The sequence below is a fragment of the Cobetia sp. AM6 genome (assembly GCF_009617955.1).
GTDB lineage: Bacteria > Pseudomonadota > Gammaproteobacteria > Pseudomonadales > Halomonadaceae > Cobetia > Cobetia amphilecti.
On sequence record NZ_AP021868.1, the window covers coordinates 1170977 to 1190019 of the forward strand.

The 19043-nt window shown below is 64.8% G+C and carries 15 protein-coding genes; 12 read left to right on the plus strand and 3 right to left on the minus strand.

The window, feature by feature from the left end; all coding sequences use genetic code 11:
- Positions 1-46: 46 nt before the first annotated feature.
- The gene (locus CLAM6_RS05025) at positions 47-2029 is read right to left on the minus strand and encodes a transglycosylase SLT domain-containing protein (RefSeq protein WP_242007748.1); all 1983 of its coding nucleotides are present in this window, start codon (positions 2027-2029) and stop codon (positions 47-49) included.
- 274 nt (positions 2030-2303) lie between these two features.
- Here CLAM6_RS05025 and CLAM6_RS05030 point away from each other — a divergent pair, with 274 nt between their 5' ends.
- The 12 genes from CLAM6_RS05030 to sixA all read left to right on the plus strand — a co-directional run bounded on the left by CLAM6_RS05030 (position 2304) and on the right by sixA (position 17455).
- Positions 2304-2642: a YkvA family protein gene (locus CLAM6_RS05030; RefSeq protein ID WP_153635311.1), complete on the plus strand. Its 339-nt coding sequence runs from the start codon at positions 2304-2306 to the stop codon at positions 2640-2642.
- Positions 2643-2861: 219 nt separating this feature from the next.
- The gene (locus CLAM6_RS05035; RefSeq protein ID WP_153635312.1) at positions 2862-3248 is read left to right on the plus strand and encodes an MAPEG family protein; all 387 of its coding nucleotides are present in this window, start codon (positions 2862-2864) and stop codon (positions 3246-3248) included.
- Positions 3248-4423, plus strand: a complete 1176-nt coding sequence (locus tag CLAM6_RS17885) for a PaaI family thioesterase (RefSeq protein ID WP_242007749.1) — start codon at positions 3248-3250, stop codon at positions 4421-4423. Before CLAM6_RS05035 ends, CLAM6_RS17885 begins: the two co-directional genes overlap by 1 nt.
- Before the next feature lie 328 nt (positions 4424-4751).
- Positions 4752-6635: a molecular chaperone HtpG gene (gene htpG / locus CLAM6_RS05050; protein WP_107335276.1), complete on the plus strand. Its 1884-nt coding sequence runs from the start codon at positions 4752-4754 to the stop codon at positions 6633-6635.
- Between the two features lie 402 nt (positions 6636-7037).
- Entirely contained in the window at positions 7038-7952 is a 915-nt protein-coding gene (locus tag CLAM6_RS05055; RefSeq protein ID WP_153635313.1) for a glucosaminidase domain-containing protein, read from the plus strand.
- A gap of 57 nt (positions 7953-8009) precedes the next feature.
- Positions 8010-10094, plus strand: a complete 2085-nt coding sequence (locus tag CLAM6_RS05060; protein ID WP_153635314.1) for an ATP-dependent helicase — start codon at positions 8010-8012, stop codon at positions 10092-10094.
- Entirely contained in the window at positions 10087-11790 is a 1704-nt protein-coding gene (locus CLAM6_RS05065) for a protein adenylyltransferase SelO (protein ID WP_153635315.1), read from the plus strand. Before CLAM6_RS05060 ends, CLAM6_RS05065 begins: the two co-directional genes overlap by 8 nt.
- Positions 11791-12409: 619 nt before the next feature.
- Positions 12410-13627 (plus strand): NAD(P) transhydrogenase subunit alpha, encoded by a 1218-nt coding sequence (locus CLAM6_RS05070; RefSeq protein ID WP_197738706.1) that lies wholly within the window; start codon positions 12410-12412, stop codon positions 13625-13627.
- Positions 13624-13956 (plus strand): NAD(P) transhydrogenase subunit alpha, encoded by a 333-nt coding sequence (locus CLAM6_RS05075; protein WP_043335532.1) that lies wholly within the window; start codon positions 13624-13626, stop codon positions 13954-13956. The genes CLAM6_RS05070 and CLAM6_RS05075 overlap by 4 nt, the downstream gene beginning before the upstream one ends.
- Positions 13956-15344 (plus strand): NAD(P)(+) transhydrogenase (Re/Si-specific) subunit beta, encoded by a 1389-nt coding sequence (locus tag CLAM6_RS05080; RefSeq protein ID WP_153635316.1) that lies wholly within the window; start codon positions 13956-13958, stop codon positions 15342-15344. The genes CLAM6_RS05075 and CLAM6_RS05080 overlap by 1 nt, the downstream gene beginning before the upstream one ends.
- 316 nt (positions 15345-15660) lie before the next feature.
- The gene (locus CLAM6_RS05085) at positions 15661-16788 is read left to right on the plus strand and encodes an NAD(P)H-dependent glycerol-3-phosphate dehydrogenase (protein ID WP_084589572.1); all 1128 of its coding nucleotides are present in this window, start codon (positions 15661-15663) and stop codon (positions 16786-16788) included.
- Between the two features lie 157 nt (positions 16789-16945).
- Positions 16946-17455, plus strand: a complete 510-nt coding sequence (gene sixA, locus CLAM6_RS05090) for a phosphohistidine phosphatase SixA (protein WP_054554945.1) — start codon at positions 16946-16948, stop codon at positions 17453-17455.
- Between the two features lie 142 nt (positions 17456-17597).
- On the opposite strand, the gene CLAM6_RS05095 is transcribed toward sixA, so the two are convergent.
- Both CLAM6_RS05095 and CLAM6_RS18085 read right to left on the minus strand, forming a co-directional pair.
- Positions 17598-18548 carry an AEC family transporter gene (locus CLAM6_RS05095; RefSeq protein ID WP_043335541.1) on the minus strand — a complete coding sequence of 317 codons (951 nt, stop codon included), beginning with the start codon at positions 18546-18548 and terminating at the stop codon, positions 17598-17600.
- A 123-nt stretch (positions 18549-18671) separates the two neighbouring features.
- Positions 18672-18803 carry a hypothetical protein gene (locus tag CLAM6_RS18085; protein WP_263643036.1) on the minus strand — a complete coding sequence of 44 codons (132 nt, stop codon included), beginning with the start codon at positions 18801-18803 and terminating at the stop codon, positions 18672-18674.
- Between the last annotated feature and the right edge of the window lie 240 nt (positions 18804-19043).

Consider the following 19043-nt stretch of genomic DNA (forward strand, 5'->3'; position numbering starts at 1 on the left):
GCCAGCCCCATGGGGCTGGCGTTTTCGTTGCTGGATGCTGCTCGGCTCAGCGGCGATCCACTAGCGCGGTGGTGTAGCGCTGGCTGACTTCGCGGTCGCTGACCACCTTGACGCCCTCGCTGGTGCCTTTGGCCAGGCTTTCGAAGATCACGCGGTAGGCCAGCACGGCCTTGACGTATTCGCGGGTCTCCTTGAAGGGGATACGCTCGACGAAGCGGTCGTATTCGCCCGGGGTGTCGGCGAGCCAACGATCGACGCGTCCCGGCCCGGCGTTGTAGGCCGCGGCGGCAGCCAGGCGGTTGCCTGAGTAGCGGTCCAGCATCTCGCGGATGTAGGTGCTGCCAAGACGGATATTGGTAACCGGATCACCCAGCGCCGCGTTGCTGGGCGTGGGCAGGCCCAGGCCGCGACTGACCTGAGCGGCGGTGCCCGGCATCAGCTGCATCAGGCCGCGTGCGCCCACCGGCGAGGTGGCGGTGGGGTTGAAGGCGCTCTCGCGACGCGCGAGTGCCATCAGCATCCACGGGTCGACGCCGGCATCGGCACCGAAGCGCTGGAAGTCCTGCTGCCAGGCCGGCGGGAAGCGCCAGGAAAGGCCATCCCACAACTGGCCGCGGATGGTGGCGAAGACGGTCAGGTCATACCATTTCTGCTGCAGTGCATAGGCTGCGAGACGGCGTGCATCGGCGTCATCCGCCTGGGTGACGGCGTTGAACCACTCGGAGCGAGCCAGACCGATCTCGTCGATGTTCATCAGCGCCCTGACACGCTTGACGGCCGGCGTCTCGGCGACCTCGGCCAGTTCCGCGTCGGAGAAGTCCTGGTCATCGCGATTGAGCGAGTAGGCCTGCCCAATACGGTCGGCGGCCAGGAAGCCGTAGAAGTTGCGCTCGGTCGCGGCGCGCGTCCAGGCGGCGCGTGCTTCCTGCGGGCGGCCCAGGCTGTCATCGGCACGCCCCAGCCAATACTGGTAGCGGGCTTCGTTGCGGAAGCGGTCCGGCATCTTCAACACCCATTCACGCACCTGCGGCCAGTCGCCATCGCGTACCGCGTTGCGCATGCGCAGATCGAACAGCTCCTCGTCATCGAGGATGGTCAGGCGCTGATCGACCCAGCCGCGGTTGTTGGGGATGTCACGTACCAGTGAATACCAGGCCAGGTCGCGTTCGACGGTGTGGTGCTGCTCATCACTCATCGGCATGTGCGGATTCACCTTGCGCCAGGCTTCCAGCGCGGCCTCGGTGTCGGCACGTACGAAGCCATGCATGGCAGCGACGCTCAAGGCGGCGAAGGCATGGCCGCCGTGGCCGAGGTTGGTCGGCAGGCGCGTGATGGCGGCAAAGTTGCCCTCCAGCTGTTCGCGTGCCGCGATGGCCCGCTGCCAGCTGCTGGGCAGCTGGCGCTCGAGATAGCTGACCATGCCACCCTGGCCGGCAGCCCAGGCGAGCATGGCGCGTTCCCAGATGGCTTGATCATCGATCACGCCACGCTCGCGCAACGCCGAGAACAGCGGGTCACAGGCCGAGTCCTGCGAGCCGGAGACATGCCAGAGCTTCAGGCCGCCTTGCGATGCGCTCGCGACATCATTGCTCAGCTGCGCCGTGTAGTAATAGCACTGGCGCTGCGCGCCGGCCGGCACGCCATCGCTGACTTCCAGCAGGGCATCATGACGGCCGGTACGCCCGTAGGCGGAGATCGCCTGGCCTCGCATCCACTCGGCCAACGGCGAGTCCGCATGACGCTCGATGAAGGACAGCACTTCCGCGGCGGTGGCGTACGGCAGGCGGGCCTTGAGCTGGTGATATTCGATGTAGCCCTCCAGCACGTGGCCATTGACGGCGACCTGCTGAATCTCGTCAAAACGCTTGGCGCGCGCATCATCGAAGGCGGCGCGGAAGCTCTGGTCACTGGGAGTGGCGGCCTGCAGGGGCAGGCTCAGTCCCAACAGCAGGCCTAGGCCGGTGAGGTGCCGCAGCGCCGCGAAGCGACGGCTGCCACGGGATCGGAGTGTTTGCTTGCCTGGTGTCACCTGGGACTCCTGCGACTGTCGGTAAAGGGGGCGTGGGCTGGCTGCGACCTTGTGGTGGCGGTTCAGTGCCCCGATGTTGAACAAGTGCCCCGATATTGGCTATCAGGGGTTGCCGATTCAGTAACGATAGTGGCTATCGTGGCAGTGGTCGGCGCTGAATAACAGCACCATCTGATACTGATAGTGAATTATCCGAGAGTGATATCGCGGCTGTGCTGCCGCGAAGATGGCAAGCTCAGTAAACGAAATTTGTGCTATCCGTGAGGAGTCCACTATGGGCAAGGCATTATGGTTGACGCGATTGTTTGGCCGCCGACATGTGCTGGGCAAGGCAGGCGCCGCCTTGCGCACCATGGGGCCCTTGCTGCGCGACGTGGTGAGCGGACGTTATCGCCCGGTGCCTTGGAAGGCGCTGGGGTTGGCGGCCGGCGCCTTCATCTATCTGGTCTCGCCGCTGGATCTGATCCCGGATCTGCTGGTGGTGCTGGGGATTCTCGATGATCTGGTGATCGTGACCTGGTTGCTCGGCAAGCTCGATGATGCGCTGGCCGACTATCGCCTGTGGCGTGGCGAGATTCCCGAACCTGATCCCTCCGACCCGCCGGCTCCCTGAAGGCGTGCAGCGTGGAAACACCATCTCTCTACCAGCCCTGACGCTTGGCACTGGCCATTGGCCGCATGGCAGGGACGCCGCGACCCTGCCATGCTCGTGACACGCTATCAAACACCAGTTTGAATTGGCGCGCTGTCAGTGTCTGATCTGTCGTTTGTTCACAAACGAGATGCGCCGCTGTGGCAACGCCCTGAACAACGCCTTTCAAGGATATTCTGCATGCTGATCTATGCCTGCCTGCTGTTTGCGGCACTGATGCTGGTGCTGACCAAGGTGCCGGTCGCCTGGGCGCAACAGCGAACCGGACGTTACGACAACCATGACCCGCGCGCGCAGCAGCGTGAACTGACGGGCTTCGGGGCCCGCGCGCTCGCCGCGCACCAGAACACCATCGAAGCCTTTCCGCTGTTTGCCGCCGGGGTGTTGGTCAGCGTGATCACCGCGCCGGGCGCGCCCATCGCGACCACGCTGGCGGTGATCTTCGTGCTGGTCCGTCTGGGCTATTGGGGCTGCTATCTGGCCAATATCGCCCCGTTGCGTTCCCTGTTGTGGGGCGCCGGCTATCTGGTCTCCCTCACGTTGATGGCGATGCCGCTGTGGATGTGATGCATGCAGTGCCGCAGAGCCTGCTGGGGCTGGCCGTCAATCCCGCTGACGTGCCGGCTGCGGGTGGCGTACTGGATGACGCCAGCTGGGCGCGGGCGCTGACCGGATTCCTGAGCTTCATTCCGCACACGGCGCGCTTGAACGTCAGGGTCGAGGAGGTCGCCGCGCCGGCCATCCGCATGCAGCTGCCGTGGCAACCGGCCTTGATCGGCGATCCGCACCGCAGGCTGGTACATGGCGGTGTGCTGACCATGTTCGCCGATACGCTGTGCGGCAGTGCCGTGCTCACGGGGCTGTCGGCACCGGAAGTCTGCCCGACGCTGGATCTGCGCCTCGATCACTACCGACCCGGCGTCGAGGGCCTGGCGTTGGTGGGCGAGGCGCGCGTGCTGCGGGTCACGGAATCGATGGTGTTTACCGAGGCGCAGATCTGGCAGCAGCCGGGCAAGATCCTGTGTCGCGCGATCGGCAACTTCGTCAGGCTCGGTGAGCGCAATACGCCCAGCGGCTTTGCTGAGGCGCTGCTGGCGGCGGCCAATGCTCAAGCCTCCGCGAATCCCTCCATGGACGAGTCGGAACCGCTGGGGCAGTCAGCACAGGCTGCACAGCCAGCAGGCGAAAAAACCGAGCCGCAGGCGCCGCGCGATGCCCAGGACCCGCGTGGCCTGCTCAGTGCGCGGCGTTTCGTCGAAGGGCAGCGCACTCACGCCGACCTGGCGGCGCTGCTGGCGAGTCTGCCCTACGCGCAGGCGATCGGGCTTGGGCTGTGTGCCATTGATGGGCAGCAGGCGGGCGCGGCCAGCGATGTCGAGCTGCATCCTGAGCAGGCGCTGAGCTATTCAATGGCGGCGATGCCCGACAATGTCGGCAACCCGATGCTGCCGGCGGTGCATGGCGGCGTGCTGGCCGCAGCGATGGAAACCGCCGCGACGCTTGAGGTGCTCAGGCGGCATGGGCGCGGTGGTCGTGAAGCGCGCCTGCCCAAGCTGATCGATTTCTCCATCGACTATCTGGCCACGGCGCGCGGCGATCAGGTGACGCGCATCGACTGTGAAGTGATGCGTGAAGGTCGGCGCATGACCAATGTGCGCGTCAGTGCCTGGCAGAAATCCCGCGAGCAACCGGTCGCCAGCGCGCGCATGCACTTCGTGCTGGAGTCACTCGCCTCCCCGTGATGGGCAGTGTCTGCCCCGCAGGCATCACACTCGAAAGCGCCTCACTGATGACTACCTCTCCGTTGGCTCCCTTCGTTGGCTCCTTTCGCTACTACCCCAGGGAGCCGCTTGGGGGTTTCCGTGGCACATGCCTGGCGCGTATGGCGCAATCATCTGTCGCTAGTGCCTTGAAATCCCTCACCCTTGCCCCATATCTGATCCACGAGTGCTTCCTTCGATCTGCCGCCCAAGAAAGGCAGGCGTCGGCGAGCCGGTTCCATTGTTGCGGGGGCGCTCTGGCCACCGCGAATCTTCTTTTCAGGCATCCACGACATAGAGGTCCTTTTCGATGACGACCGCCACTCACACCGAAACGCATGGCTTCCAGACAGAAGTGAAGCAGCTGCTTCACCTCATGATCCACTCGCTGTATTCCAACCGTGAGATCTTCCTGCGCGAGCTGGTCTCCAACGCGGCGGATGCCTGCGACAAGCTGCGCTACCAGGCGCTGGACAACGACGCCCTCTACGGCAACGACAGCGAACTGCGCATCGAGATCGAGCACGACGCCGAGGCGAAGACCATCACCCTGCGTGACAACGGCATCGGCATGAGCCGTGACGATGTGGTCGCCAACCTGGGCACCATCGCACGCTCCGGCACCGCCGAGTTCATGAAGAACCTGTCGGGTGACCAGCAGAAGGATTCGCGTCTGATCGGTCAGTTCGGGGTCGGCTTCTACTCCGGCTTCATCGTCGCCGACGAGATCACCGTGCGCACCCGTCGCGCCGACCTGGGCGCTGACCAGGGCGTCGAGTGGACCTCGCGTGGCGAAGGCGAGTTCAGCGTCGCCGACATCGAGCGCGCCGAGCGCGGCACCGAGATCGTGCTGCACCTCAAGGATGACGCCATCGAGTTCGCTGACGATCATCGTCTGCGCAACCTGGTCACCAAGTACTCCGACCATATCGAACTGCCGGTGCGCATGAAGCGCGTCGAGAAGGACGAGGAAGGCAACGAGCAGGTCCACTGGGAAACCGCCAACTCCGCCACCGCGCTGTGGGTGCGCTCCAAGTCCGAGGTCAGCGACGAGGAGTACAAGAACTTCTACAAGCACGTCTCGCATGACTTCTCCGACCCGCTCAGCTGGAGCCACAACAAGGTCGAGGGCAAGCTCGAGTACACCAGCCTGCTGTTCGTGCCGGGCCGTGCGCCGTTCGACCTCTACCAGCGTGATGCCGCGCGTGGCCTGAAGCTCTACGTGCAGCGCGTCTTCATCATGGACGACGCCGAGCAGTTCCTGCCGCTGTACCTGCGCTTCATCAAGGGCGTGCTGGACACCAATGATCTGTCGCTGAACGTCTCGCGTGAACTGCTGCAGCAGGACCCGCAGGTCGACAAGCTCAAGTCCGCGCTGACCAAGCGTGGCCTGGACATGCTCAAGAAGCTGGCCAAGGACCCCGAGCAGTACCAGACCTTCTGGAACCAGTTCGGCTCCGTGCTCAAGGAAGGCCCGGCGGAAGACTTCGCCAACCGCGAGAAGATTGCCGAGCTGCTGCGCTTCTCCACCACCGAGACCGACAGCGCGACCCAGGACCAGTCACTGGCCCAGTACGTCGAGCGCATGAAGGAAGGCCAGAGCAAGATCTACTACCTGGTCGCCGACAGCTTCAATGCCGCCAAGTCCAGCCCGCACCTCGAGATCTTCCGCAAGAAGGGTATCGAAGTCCTGTTGCTGACCGACCGCATCGATGAGTGGCTGATGAGCCATCTCACCGAGTTCGACGGCAAGTCCTTCGCGGATGTCGCCAAGGGCGATCTCGATCTCGGCGATGTCGAGAACGAAGAAGAGAAGAAGGCCCAGGAAGAGACCGCCAAGGCCAAGGAAGATCTGGTCAAGCGCGTCAAGGAAGCGCTGGCCGAGAACGTTCAGGAAGTGCGCATCACGCACCGTCTGACCGATTCCCCGGCCTGCGTGGTGCTGCCGGAGCACGAGATGGGCTACCAGATGCGCAAGATGATGGAAGCCGCTGGCCAGCCGCTGCCGGAAGTGAAGCCGATTCTCGAGCTGAACCCGGAGCACGCCCTGGTCACGCGTCTGGAAGGTGGTGAAGGCGATTACTTCACCGACCTGGCACACGTGCTGCTCGATCAGGCCATCATCGCCGAAGGCGGTGCGCTGGAAGATCCGGCCGCTTACGTGCGCCGCCTGAACAGCATGCTCAGCGCCTGAGACGGCGGAACGATCGAGCCACTGGCTTGATCAAGCATGTCCGCAACGACGCCCCCGCAGCCTATGCTGCGGGGGCGTTTTGCGTTGGGTGTGTCGTCAGCGATAGCGTCCAGTACGAGGTGCAAGGTGTGCAGAGCAGGAAGGCGGCAGGGTAGGAAGGGGAAAGGGGAAAAGGCGAGGAAGCGCAGGGAGCACTGAGAGCGCGCCGCGTCAGTGGCGCGAAAGGCGGGCATCGCCTGGCGGTCTGTCGGTGACGGACGACAGGGCTTGCCGCGTCTTTCCTCGCTTGGCCGACCGCACCATCTTCTCGCCCACGCGTTTTTAGGGTTTCATGCAGCCTCATGAGATACGCTGATGGTATCTCGCGTCTTGCTACTGCATCCCTCTCGATGAGCGCAGCACATGACTTACCTACCTTTCTCTGCGGATTGGCTGACTGGCGGAGTGCGTGGCCTGCCACGCCTGTTTGCGTGGGCCTGGGCCTGGCCGCGGCGCTCGTGGCGCCTGGGCTCTGTTCGTCTGGGCTCTGTTCGTCTGGTCAGCGCCGCCTTGCTGCTGATGATGGGGCTGGGCTCGATGGCGCAGGCGGCGCGGCTGGATGATGAGCTGCTGGCCCGTGACAAGACCCATCAGATGCCGGACCTGCGGCCCTATCCCGCGGGCAACCAGCGCAAGGTCGCATTCTTCGAACTGATGATTCCGCTGGTGGTGGCCGAGAACCAGCGCATCGCCGAGCAGCGCGACTGGTTGCTGGCGATGCGCAAGCGCGCCGGTGACGGAGGGCGTGACTACAGCGAGCGCGAGCAGGAGCGCCTCAATGGCCTGTGTGACCAGGCCAATCTGCCCTGCGATGTGACTCGCGAGGACATCGGCGTCAGCTGGACGCGCCTGCTGCTGCGCATCGATACCCTGCCGCTGGACATGGTGCTGGTGCAGGCCATCGAGGAGTCGGGCTGGGGGACGTCGGGCCATGCCCGTGAGGCCAACAACCTGTTCGGCATGCGCTGCTTCTCGCGCGGCTGCGGCATCGGGCCGCCGGGGCGTGAATATCGGCGTTTCGAGAGCCTGGAGGCCGGTATCGCCGCCTATTTCGACAACCTCAATTCCCAGCGCAGCTATGCCGAGCTACGTGAGCTGCGCGGGCGTCTGCGCAACGCGGGCCAGCCGGTGCGCGCCGAAGACCTCATCCCGACGTTGAGTGCCTACTCGACGCGGGGCAACGCCTACTTCACTACGCTCTATGATCTGTTGCGCTGGAATCGTGGCCTGATGCGTACCGTGCGTGAGCGCCTCGCGGCCAATGGCGCGCTGTCCTAGTCATGATCGCGCAGCGAAGGTCTTGCCCCCCGCGCTGACAGGGGGGATCATGCCGCCATGCATCTGAGCAATGATCAACGGCGAATTCTCGCCCATCCCTTTCCCTCGCGCCTGCGCGATCGCACGCCGGCCAACAGCGCCGAGCACAGCGATTGCGTGGTGGTGCGTGCCTGTGCCGGCAGCGGCAAGACCGTGCTGATGGTCGAGCTGGCGCGTACCTATGCCGACGAGACCCTCATCTACACCTCGCTCAACCCGGCGGTGGCCGGGCGGACTGCCAGTCAGCTGCCCGCCAATGTCCAGTCGCTGTCGCTGCACCAGCTGGCACGCCAGGCCTTGATGGAGGAGTACGGCGACAAGCTCAAGCGGCAGCCCGACATCACGCGCCGTCTGGCGCCGCAGAGCCTCAGCTGGCTGGGCAGTCTTTCCAGTCAGTCGCGCAGCCTGATCGCCCAGGGCCTGAACACCTTCTTCGCCGAGAGCGACGCGGTGCCCATGCCGGAGCATCTGCCTGAAGGCGTGGCACAACGTCTGAGTGCCAATGAGCTGCGCCAGCTGGTCGAGAGCATGCGGCTGGTGTGGGAGTGCCTGCTGGACCCCGCCGATCACCAGCAGAGCCTGTCGTTCAACGCCTTGCTCAAGCTGTGGTCGCAGCATGGCCAGTCGCTGGAGGCCGACCTGGTGATGCTGGATGAGGCGCAGGACGCCACGCCAGCGCTGCTGGCCATGTTGCGTCGCCAGCGCTGCGACTTGCTGCTGATCGGCGACCCGCATCAGAGCCTGTCGCGTCAGGTGGAAGGCATGAGCTCGCTGGATTCGCCGCTGCTGGCCGATGCCACCGTCTACTCGCTGCCCGGCGCCTGGCGCTTCGGGCCGGCATTGGCGGCGCTGGGCACGCGGCTGGCGGCCTGTTCGCCCACCGCCCGCGAGCAGGCCATGAGCGGCCTCGGCCCGGCGACCCGTCTGGCGCTGCCCGCAGTGCGTGAGGCATTGCTGCACTCCGGCAAGCGCCATGCGGTGATCAGTGCCGGCCCGGTGGCGGCGCTGGGGGAGGCGCTGTCACTGCATCAGCGCGGCATCGCGGTGGCCTGGCTGGACGGCATCGAAGGCTATCCGCTGGCGGGGCTGCTGGATCACTGGCGGCTCTGGCGCGCACATCAGATGGCCGAGCAGGGCGACAGCGCGAGTCAGCGTGAGTGGTGGCGACTGCTGCCTCCCTCTCTGACACGGCTCGGTCAGACCCCGGCGCAGGTGCTGGGGGCTCTGACGCGTCTCGATGATCATCAGGCGCGCAGCCTGCATGAGCTGGCCTCCTGGTATGCCCAGGCGCCACTCGATCAATGGATCGGTGAGCTGCGCAAGCACGATGGCGACCTGCAGGCCGCCATCGTCAGTGCTCACTCGCGGGGACAGTCGGTCGAGCTGCCCACGGTCATGCTGGGGACGGTGTTCCGCGCCAAGGGTCTTGAATTTGATTGCGTGGTACTGGCCGATGATCTGGCACTGCCAAGCGCGCGCCAGCAATTGCCCAATCAGGTGCTGGTCACCAATCTCAGCTACACCGCCGCCACGCGAGCACGCCAGCTGCTGGTGCTCAATGAGCGCCTGAGACACTGGTGGCAGGCGCAGGGCGAGAGTGAGCGCTTCCCTCTGCTCGAGGCACTGCCGCAGGCCTGGCTGAGCGAGTCCACGCATGGCGTGCAGGCGCCACACCCGTGGTGGGGCAAGGCACGCCTGTCGGAGTTGGCGCTGACACCGCGCAAGCGCCTGCTGCTGCGCCGTCATGAGAGCTCGCTTGAGGAGACCTCGCTTGAGGGCACGTCTGCCGCGGTGTCGCCCTCGGCTGGATCGCGCGATCAGGCGCCAGCCTCGAGCGACCCTGCCAGCCATGATCAGCACCTGGCTCATGCTCAGCACCTGGACCATGCCCGGGACTCCGACGATGCCCTGCAGGCGCTCAAGCGTCAGGCACGCACCGACACGACGGCGCGCAAGCTGTATGAAATGGCCAGCAAGCTGCCGCCCGGGCGACCCTCCGGCGGCCTGCGCAGCCTGCTGACCCCGAGCGACGCCGCCGCGTCCACTTCTTCCCCCAGCGAGTCGCCGACCCCCGGCGGCCCGACGGAGCCTCTTGATGAGTGAGTTTGCCCCTACGCCCACCGCGCACGTGCACGACCTGGCGGCGCTGCGCTTCAACAATCGCTATGCCCGCCTGCCGGAGCACTTCTTCACGCGTGTCGCCCCGCAGCCGCGACACGGCACGCGCCTTGCCGATGTGAGTCCTGACTGCGCCCGCCTGCTGGGGCTGGAGACGCCCTTGACCTCCGACGCCTCCAGCGAGGAGGCGCTCGAGCAGCTGCGCCTCTTGATGGCCGGTGAGCAGTTGCTGCCGGGCATGGACGCATTGGCCCAGAAATACACTGGCCATCAGTTCGGTCACTACAACCCGCAGCTCGGCGACGGGCGTGGCATTCTCCTCGGCGAGCTTGAGACTGAACACGGCAAGACCTTCGATCTGCATCTCAAGGGCGCCGGGCGTACGCCTTACTCGCGCTTCGGCGATGGTCAGGCGGTGGTGCGCTCCAGCGTGCGCGAGTATCTGGCCAGCGAGTACATGGCGGCGCTGGGCATTCCCACCAGTCGCGCACTGGCGCTGGCGGTGAATGCCGAGCGGGTCCAGCGCGAGACCGTCGAGCCCGGCGCTACCGTGTTGCGCGTCTGTGAGAGCCACCTGCGCTTCGGGCACTTCGAGTGGCTGGCCCACTCCGGCCGGCATGAAGACCTCAAGACGCTGATCGATCACGCCCTGCGGGAGCACTTTGCTGAGTGCCTGCCCGAGGAGCTGACTGAACCTCTGCCGGAAGGCGGCGCGCAGGCAGCGGCGGACCAGCCGCTTGCAGACCACCCCCTCACAGACCAGGTGCGCGTGACCAGCGCGCTGGCCATGTTCGAGACAGTGATCACTCGCACCGCAAAGCTGATCGCGGCCTGGCAGGCCTACGGCTTCGTGCATGCGGTGATGAACACCGACAACATGTCGCTGCTGGGGCTGACCTTCGATTACGGGCCCTACGCCTTCCTCGATGGCTATGAAGAGAATCTGGTGCCGAATCATACCGATCAGGCCGGGCGCTATGGTTTCGCCCAGCAGCCGGGCATCGGGCTATGGAACTTGGAGCGTCTGGGGATCGCGCTGTCGCCGCTGATCGATGTCGAAGCGCTCTCCGCTGCGCTGGGCGCCTATGAGGGCGAGTTGCAGCGTGAATATGCCCGCCTGATGCGTGCGCGTCTCGGGTTGCCGGATGCGCGCGATGAGGACATGACGCTGGTGCAGCAGTGGCGCGAGCTGCTGGCGGCCGGCAAGGTCGACCACACCCATGCCTACCGTCTGCTCAGTCATTGGGATGTCACGCAGTCCGCGCCGGAAACGCTGGTCGTGCGTCTGGCGGGTGAGCGTGGGCCGCATGGCAACTCGGCCCGGGCGCGCGATGAAGCCTCGGCGTGGCTCGCGCGCTATCAGGCGCGTGTCATGGCCATCGGGCTCTCCGCCGAGGATGAACGCCAGCGTCGTCTGGCCATGCTCGGCTGCAATCCGCTCTATGTGCCGCGCACGCATCTGCTGCTGGAGGTGATCGCACGGGTCGAGCAGGGCGATGACACTGCGCTCAAGGCCTTGCGTCAGCGTCTGACGGCGCCCTTTTTCCGCCCCGAGGAGGGCAGTCTGGAGGCGGCACTGGAGCTGGGGCAGGCGCAGGGCGTCGATGCCGAGCTCGTCGATGACTGGACACGGCCACCGGCGGCGAATGCAGCGCCGATCTGCATGAGTTGCTCTTCCTGAGCTGCTCGTCCTGAGCGGTTCTCATGGGGGGCTGAACTGCTTCGCTGACAGCGCAAGCCATGGCCGGACATCCGCTTGGCGCAATGCAGGAAACACGCGCTGATACTCAAGTCATCGTCATGAAAATGGGATACTGCTGCGGCGGTATCCCATTTTTCATGGCAGGCGCTGTGGCAGCCATAAGCTCGAGATTATGCGATGCATAACACAAAGCTGAGCTATTCTTGGTGGGGTGCCTTTTGTAAACTCATTGCAAATCAGTCACTTGGTAGTGTCGCAAGACGCCTGTCAGCATAAGGCGGCTGTTATGGCTGCCATAACGATAGCTTTATGCTTGATTTTATTGCTTTTTTTGCAATGCAGCGCTTGACCCTGATGCACCGACAAGAAAAGACTGATGCTGGACACTCATCGTGTCGCGGGTGATGTCAGGCCTTCTGGCCATGCGTGAGTCACGGCTTGCGATTCAGGCAAGTCTCACCTGTGACAGGCAATAACGTCGCTGAAAGCGCCTCCGGCAGGCAGGATGGCGCGAATCAGCGCTCAACAGGAACGACGCCATGAACCTTTCAAGGCTGGCAGCCTCAGGCATGAACACGGACGTGAAACGAGGTGCGCGATGCTGAATATTCTAGTCGTGCGCGAGATGCGTGCACCGGACCTGGTGACACCCGACGAGGGCGTGAGCAGCACACTGGCGCGCGGGGAATGCCGCGTCGCGCTGGACCCGGTGACGGCCGGCAAGCTCGCGCGTCACCTGGACAGCGGCGTCAGTGACACCAGCGACGCCATCGTGCACGTGGAGAGCGGTGCCGGACGTCATGCGCACTTCGATGATGCGGCCTACGCCGCCCAGGCCGGGGTGGCGGTCGTCGCCGAGGCCGATATCGCGGCGGCGCGTGCCGCGGCGGATCTCGTGCTGTGCGTGCGTACGCCCAGCGAGTCACAGATCAGCGAGTTGCGTGAAGGCGCGGTGGTGGTGGCATTGATGACGCCGTACCAGAACCCGCAGCTGATCAGCAAGCTTGCCAGCCAGGGGCTGACCAGCCTGTGCATGGAATTCGTGCCGCGTATCTCGCGCGCCCAGAGCATGGACGCCCTGTCCTCGCAGGCGGGTGTCGCGGGCTATCACGCCGCGCTGCTGGCGGCCAATGAGTCCTCGGTATTCTTCCCGATGCTGACGACTGCCGCCGGGACCGTGCGTCCGGCGCGTGTCGTGGTGGTCGGTGCCGGCGTCGCGGGTCTGCAGGCCATCGCGACCGCCAAGCGTCTCGGCGCCCAGGTGTGGGCCTATGACATCCGCGCTGCCGCGCGTGAGCAGGTCGAATCACTGGGCGCCAAGATGATCGATACCGGCGTCGATGCCTCCGGCGAGGGCGGCTACGCCCGCGAGCTGACCGATGACGAGCGCGCCCAGCAGGCCGATGCGCTGGCACGTCACATGGGCGATGCGCATGTGGTGATCTCCACCGCCGCGATTCCGGGGCGTCCGTCGCCGCGCATCATCAGCCGCGAGATGGTCGAGGGCATGAAGCCAGGCGCCGTGCTGGTCGATCTCGCCGCCGAAGGCGGTGGCAACTGTGAACTGACCGAGCCCGGCAAGCGTGTCGAGCACGCCGGCGTCACGGTACTCGGCCCGTTGGACATGGCCTCGAGCCTGGCGGTCAATGCCAGCGAGATGTATGCCAAGAACCTCTTCAACCTGCTGACCCCCTTCATGAAGGACGGCGAACTGACGCTGGACTTCGAGGATGCGGTGCTCGGCCCGATGCGTCTGACCGAAGGCGGCCGCATCACCCACGATGACGTACGCGCTCGCGCGGAGGACGCCGCATGATCGAAGGACTTTCTGCCGTATACATCCTGATGCTGGCGGCCTTCGTCGGCTACGAGGTCATCTCGCGCGTGCCGGTGATTCTGCACACGCCCCTGATGTCCGGTTCCAACTTCATCCACGGCATCGTGCTGGTCGGGGCGATGATCGCCCTCGGTCAGGCCGAGACCGGCATGCAGCAGTTCATCGGTTTCATCGCCGTGCTGCTGGGCGCTGGCAACGCGGTCGGCGGTTATGTGGTCACCGAGCGCATGCTGGAAATGTTCAAGACCAGTGATCGCAGCAAGGGCACAGACGCTGCCAATGGCATCAACGACAAGGAGGCTCGCTGATGAACTGGCTGGTCGAATCAGGGTATTTCGCGGCGGCGGTGGTCTTCATCCTCGGCCTCAAGCGCATGTCACATCCTTCCACGGCACGCAGCGGCATCCATTGGGCCGGTATCGCGATGGTCGTGGCTACGCTGCTCACCTTCCTGCATCCGCAGATTGATGGTCGTTATGGCCTGATGCTGCTGGCCATCGTCATCGGTGGCGGTATCGCCTGGTATTCCGGCAACAAGGTCGAGATGACCGACATGCCGCAGATGATCGCCATCTACAACGGCATGGGCGGCGGTGCGGCAGCGGCGATCGCCGCGGTCGAGCTGATGCGCATGAGCGACAACCCGGCACTGATCGAGCAGCACGGCTCGCTGGCGCTGTGGCTGGGCGTGCTCGGGGCGATGATCGGTGCGGTGGCCTTCTCCGGTTCCATCGTGGCCTGGGCCAAGCTGGATGGGCGTCTCAAGAAGGCGTTCAACTTCCCGAGTCAGCAGCTGATCAACATGATCGTGCTGGGTCTGACGGTCTATCTGGGCGTCGTGATCGCGGCGGTGGAACCATCAAGCTCGCTGGTGCTGGTGTTCTTCGCGCTCGCGTTGCTGTTCGGCGCGATGCTGGCACTGCCCATCGGTGGCGCCGACATGCCGGTGATCATCTCGCTGTTCAATGCGCTGACCGGCCTTGCGGTGGCAATGGAAGGCTTCGTGCTCGGCAATGCCGCGATGATCATCGCCGGTACTGTCGTCGGGGCGGCCGGTACGCTGCTGACCCAGCTGATGGCCAAGGCCATGAATCGCCCGATCCGCAACGTGCTGTTCAAGCAGTTCGGTGGCGCATCAGGTGTCGAGCAGGGCGAGATCGAGGGCAGCATGAAGGCTTCCGATCCGATGGACGCCGCCGTGCAGCTGGCCTTCGCCGAGCGCGTCATCATCGTGCCGGGCTACGGCATGGCGGTGGCACAGGCACAGCACAAGGTCTGGGAAATGGTCGAGCTGCTGGGTGAGCGTGGCGTCGAAGTGCGCTTCGCGATCCACCCGGTCGCTGGTCGCATGCCGGGCCACATGAACGTGCTGCTGGCGGAAGCCGGCGTGCCCTACGACATGATCGCGGACCTGGACGAGATCAACAACGACTTCGAGACCACCGACGTCACGCTGGTCATCGGCGCCAATGACGTGGTCAATCCGGTCGCCAAGAACGACGCCTCAAGCCCGCTGTACGGCATGCCGATCCTCAACGCCGACCAGTCACGCAACGTGCTGGTGATCAAGCGCGGTCAGGGTTCCGGCTTCTCCGGTGTCGAGAACCACCTGTTCTATCTTGACCACACACGCATGGTGTATGGCGATGGTCAGAAGGTGGTCGGCGACATGATCACGGCCCTCAAGACGCTGTGATCTGACGCCTCGGCGTGATGGGCGCGAGTCTGCCGCCATCACGCCAGTGCTGAACAGACCGGCAATTTCTGCGCCTCAGGGGGCAGGAATTGCCGGTTTTTTTGTACATGTCGAGAATTCATGCGTATCGATGGTGCATGCCAGTCGATTGCTTGTGAGGCGCGCGTGGCAGGTACGTCACTCAGGCGCGTCACCCAGGCGCAGCCCCTGCGTTGGCCACGAGGTCTGCGCAGACATCTCTTGTTCAGCATTCTCTGACAAACTATGAGTACAATGCCTGCCATTCACTGAGCACATCGTCATCCAAGGAGTCAGCATGTCTGCCACTACCCCTTCACCTCGTCGGGCCATTCGTGATCGCGAGGTAAGCGAAACGACCCCTCAGGCGGTGGGACTCAATGTCTGCGTGCTGGGTGGCGGCAGCTTCGGGACCGCAATCGCCTCGATTGCCGCCGACAATGGTGCCAGCGTCACCCAGTGGATGCGTGATGCCAGCCAGGCCGAGGAGGTCAACACCCGGCACCGCAACTCGGGCTATCTGCCGGGCTTCGAGATCAATGCCTCGGTGCGTGCCACCACCGACATGGCCGATGCACTGGCCGAGGCCGAGCTGGTGTGCGTGGCGATTCCTTCCAAGGCCTTCCGCACGGTGGTCCGTCAGGCGCGCGCTCACCTGCGTGAAGGGCAGATTCTGGTGGCCACCACCAAGGGCATCGAGAGCGAAGGCTTCACCCTGATGAGCGAGGTGCTGGAGCAGGAAACCGGCTTCACGCATATCGGCGTGCTGTCTGGCCCCAATCTGGCGGCCGAGATCGCCCAGCGGCAGCTGACGGCCACGGTGATCGCCTCCGACGATGCCTACACCCGCGCTCGCGTGCAGACGGCCTTCGGCTGCGACTATTTCCGTGTCTACGCCAGCAATGACCGCTACGGCGTCGAGCTGGGCGGGGCGCTGAAGAACATCTACGCCATCGCGGCCGGCATGGCTGCGGCCCTGGGCATGGGCGAGAACACCCGCGCCATGCTGATGACCCGTGCGCTGGCCGAGATGAGCCGCTTCGCGGTGGCCAAGGGCGCCAATCCGATGACCTTCCTCGGCCTTGCCGGCGTTGGCGATCTGATCGTGACCTGCTCCTCGCCGTTGTCGCGCAACTATCGGGTCGGCTATGCGCTGGGAGAAGGGCGCACCCTCGACCAGGCGGTCGAGGTGCTGGGGCAGGTCGCCGAGGGTGTCAACACCGTGCGATTGGTGCAGGATGAATCCGAGCGACTGGGCATCTACATGCCGCTGGTCAGTGGCATGGCCAAGGTGCTGTTCGAAAATGTCGACCCGCATCACATGGCCCGCGCGCTGATGGGCGGTGAGCAGTCCAGCGATGTGGAATTCGTGCTGTCGCGTGAGTCGGTGCAGCAGGCGCGGCAGTTGGAACCCGACGGCTCCTGAGGACTCATAGCAGGTAGCGGGTGATGGAGCGTGTTTCGCCATCCCCTTGTCTGACTCGTGCAACGCTCCGGTTGGCGAGTCCCTGGTCATCGGCCGCAGCGACAGAGCGAGTGATGAAGCGCTTGCGCTGCGGCAGTCATCTTTTCAGGAGAATGTCATGAGTGTACTGATCATGCGTCACGGTGAGGCCCAGGCCGGCACGCCGGACCCCAGCCGCGAATTGAGTGAATATGGCCGCGAAGAGGCGCGCCGCATCGGTCGCTGGTTGGCCCATCAGCTGCCCGCCGAGCGGCGTGCACGCCTGACGCTGGTCGTCAGTCCGTTCACCCGCGCCCAGCAGACCGCCCAGGAGATCTCCTCGGCGCTGGAGCTGAGTGGTGAGCAGCAGACCACGCTCGAGATCATCACCCCGGACGACCCGCTGACGCCGGTGCTCGACTGGCTGCAGACCCATGTGCCGCCCACCTCTGAAGGGCGCGAGCCGCGCGACTGGCTGATCATCAGCCACAATCCGCTGGTCTCGAATCTGGCCAGCGCCCTGGTCGATGGCCCCGGCAGTACCCAGCTGGCCTTTGCCACCGCAAGTCTTGCCTGGCTGGACGCCGATGTCTGGGCCGCTGGCCTGGCGGATCTGCACCAGTTCGTGAGCCCGGCGGAACTGGCGTAAGTCACGCGCGGCTGTCATTGAGCCGCAACCACTGAACCACAACCATTGAGCCACAACGAAACGCCCCCGCCATTCTGCACTGGCGGGGGCGTTTCGTTGTGGCCTGCAGCCAGACCGCTGCTGCTTGATCAGACCGCTGCTGCTAGACCAGACCGCTCAGCTTGAGCACGAAGATGCCTGCCGTGATGGTGATACCCGCCATCAGGGTGCTGATGGCGATGATGTTGGCGGCCAGGCGGTCATTGCCGCCCATTGCCCGCACCATCACGAAGCTTGCCGCCGCCGTCGGGGAGGCGAAGAACAGGAACAGCACCCCGAGTTCGGTACCGCGGAAGCCCAGCAGCACGGCAACGGTGGTCGCCAGCAGCGGCACGCTGATCATCTTCATCAGGCTGGCGCTCAGCGCCAGCTTGCGGCCTTCACGCAGCGAGCGCATCGACAGGGTGCCGCCGATGCAGATCAATGCCAGCGGCAGCGTCATGCGCGCGAAGTAGTCGCCGGAGGTCTCCAGCCACTCGGGCAGCTGCCAGCTGAATGCCGCGAAGGGCAGGGCGGCCAGCACGCCGAGAATCAACGGGTTGGTGATGATGCCGCGCGCGATGCCACTCCAGCTGGTGCGGCCATCGCCGAGATAGCTCGACAGCACCACTACCGACAGCATGTTGTAGGACAGGATGACGACGCCCATCAGGATGCCGCCCATCGAGAGGCCGAGATCGCCATAGAGATTGGCGGCCAGTGCCAGCCCGACGATGGCGCAGTTGCCGCGAAACGAGCCCTGGACCACCTCGCCGCGTTCCTTTCTCGGCACGCGCAGGATCGCCCAGCCCCACAGCAGCAGGAAGGTGCCCAGTGTCGCCAGCGCGAAATAGGTCAGCATGCCCGGGCGCAGGGCGTGATCCAGGTCCGCGCGTACGATGGAGAGGAAGACCAGCGCCGGCATGGTGCCCTTGAACACCAGCGATGAGGCGGTGCCGATGAAGGTGTCATCGATCCAGCCGAGGCGTTTGAGGCCCAGGCCCAGAAATACCATCGCGAAGACCGGAACGGTGACGTTCAGGGTCGCGACGAACAGCGCCAGCATGTCGTTCATGAAGTAGTCTCGCTCATTTCCGCCCTTGTCCTGTGAGTGTTGCGGTCTGTCTGGTGAGGCTTCTGGTCAGCGTCTGACGAGCGTTGCGCGACCGCCCATCGTGAACTGCCGCGGCGGCCTGGCTCAGGCCAGCCAGAAGCCCGTGATCAAGGCCGCTGCCAGCAAGGCCCAGAACAGGCCGTTGCGCAGGCGGGTATCGCGACGCGGCCTGGAAGACGGCGAGGAAGTAGCGGACTGCTTGTCATGCTTGGGCATCGAGGGGTCCTGTCCAGCAAGGTGAAATATTGGCTCAGCGAATGAAGGCTCAGCGGGAGAAGGCTCAACGTGTGAAGGCTCTGGCGGGCAGACGGCCGGCCAGCAGGCGCTCTGACAACAGCGCGTGCCTGTCATTCGCCCAGCATATCAGGCTTTCCTTAGACTTAGGGATAGTCGTTCAGCTCGGGTATCAGCGCCGGCGCTAGTTCCGCTATCAGGTCGCGTTGGCCGGATGGCGCC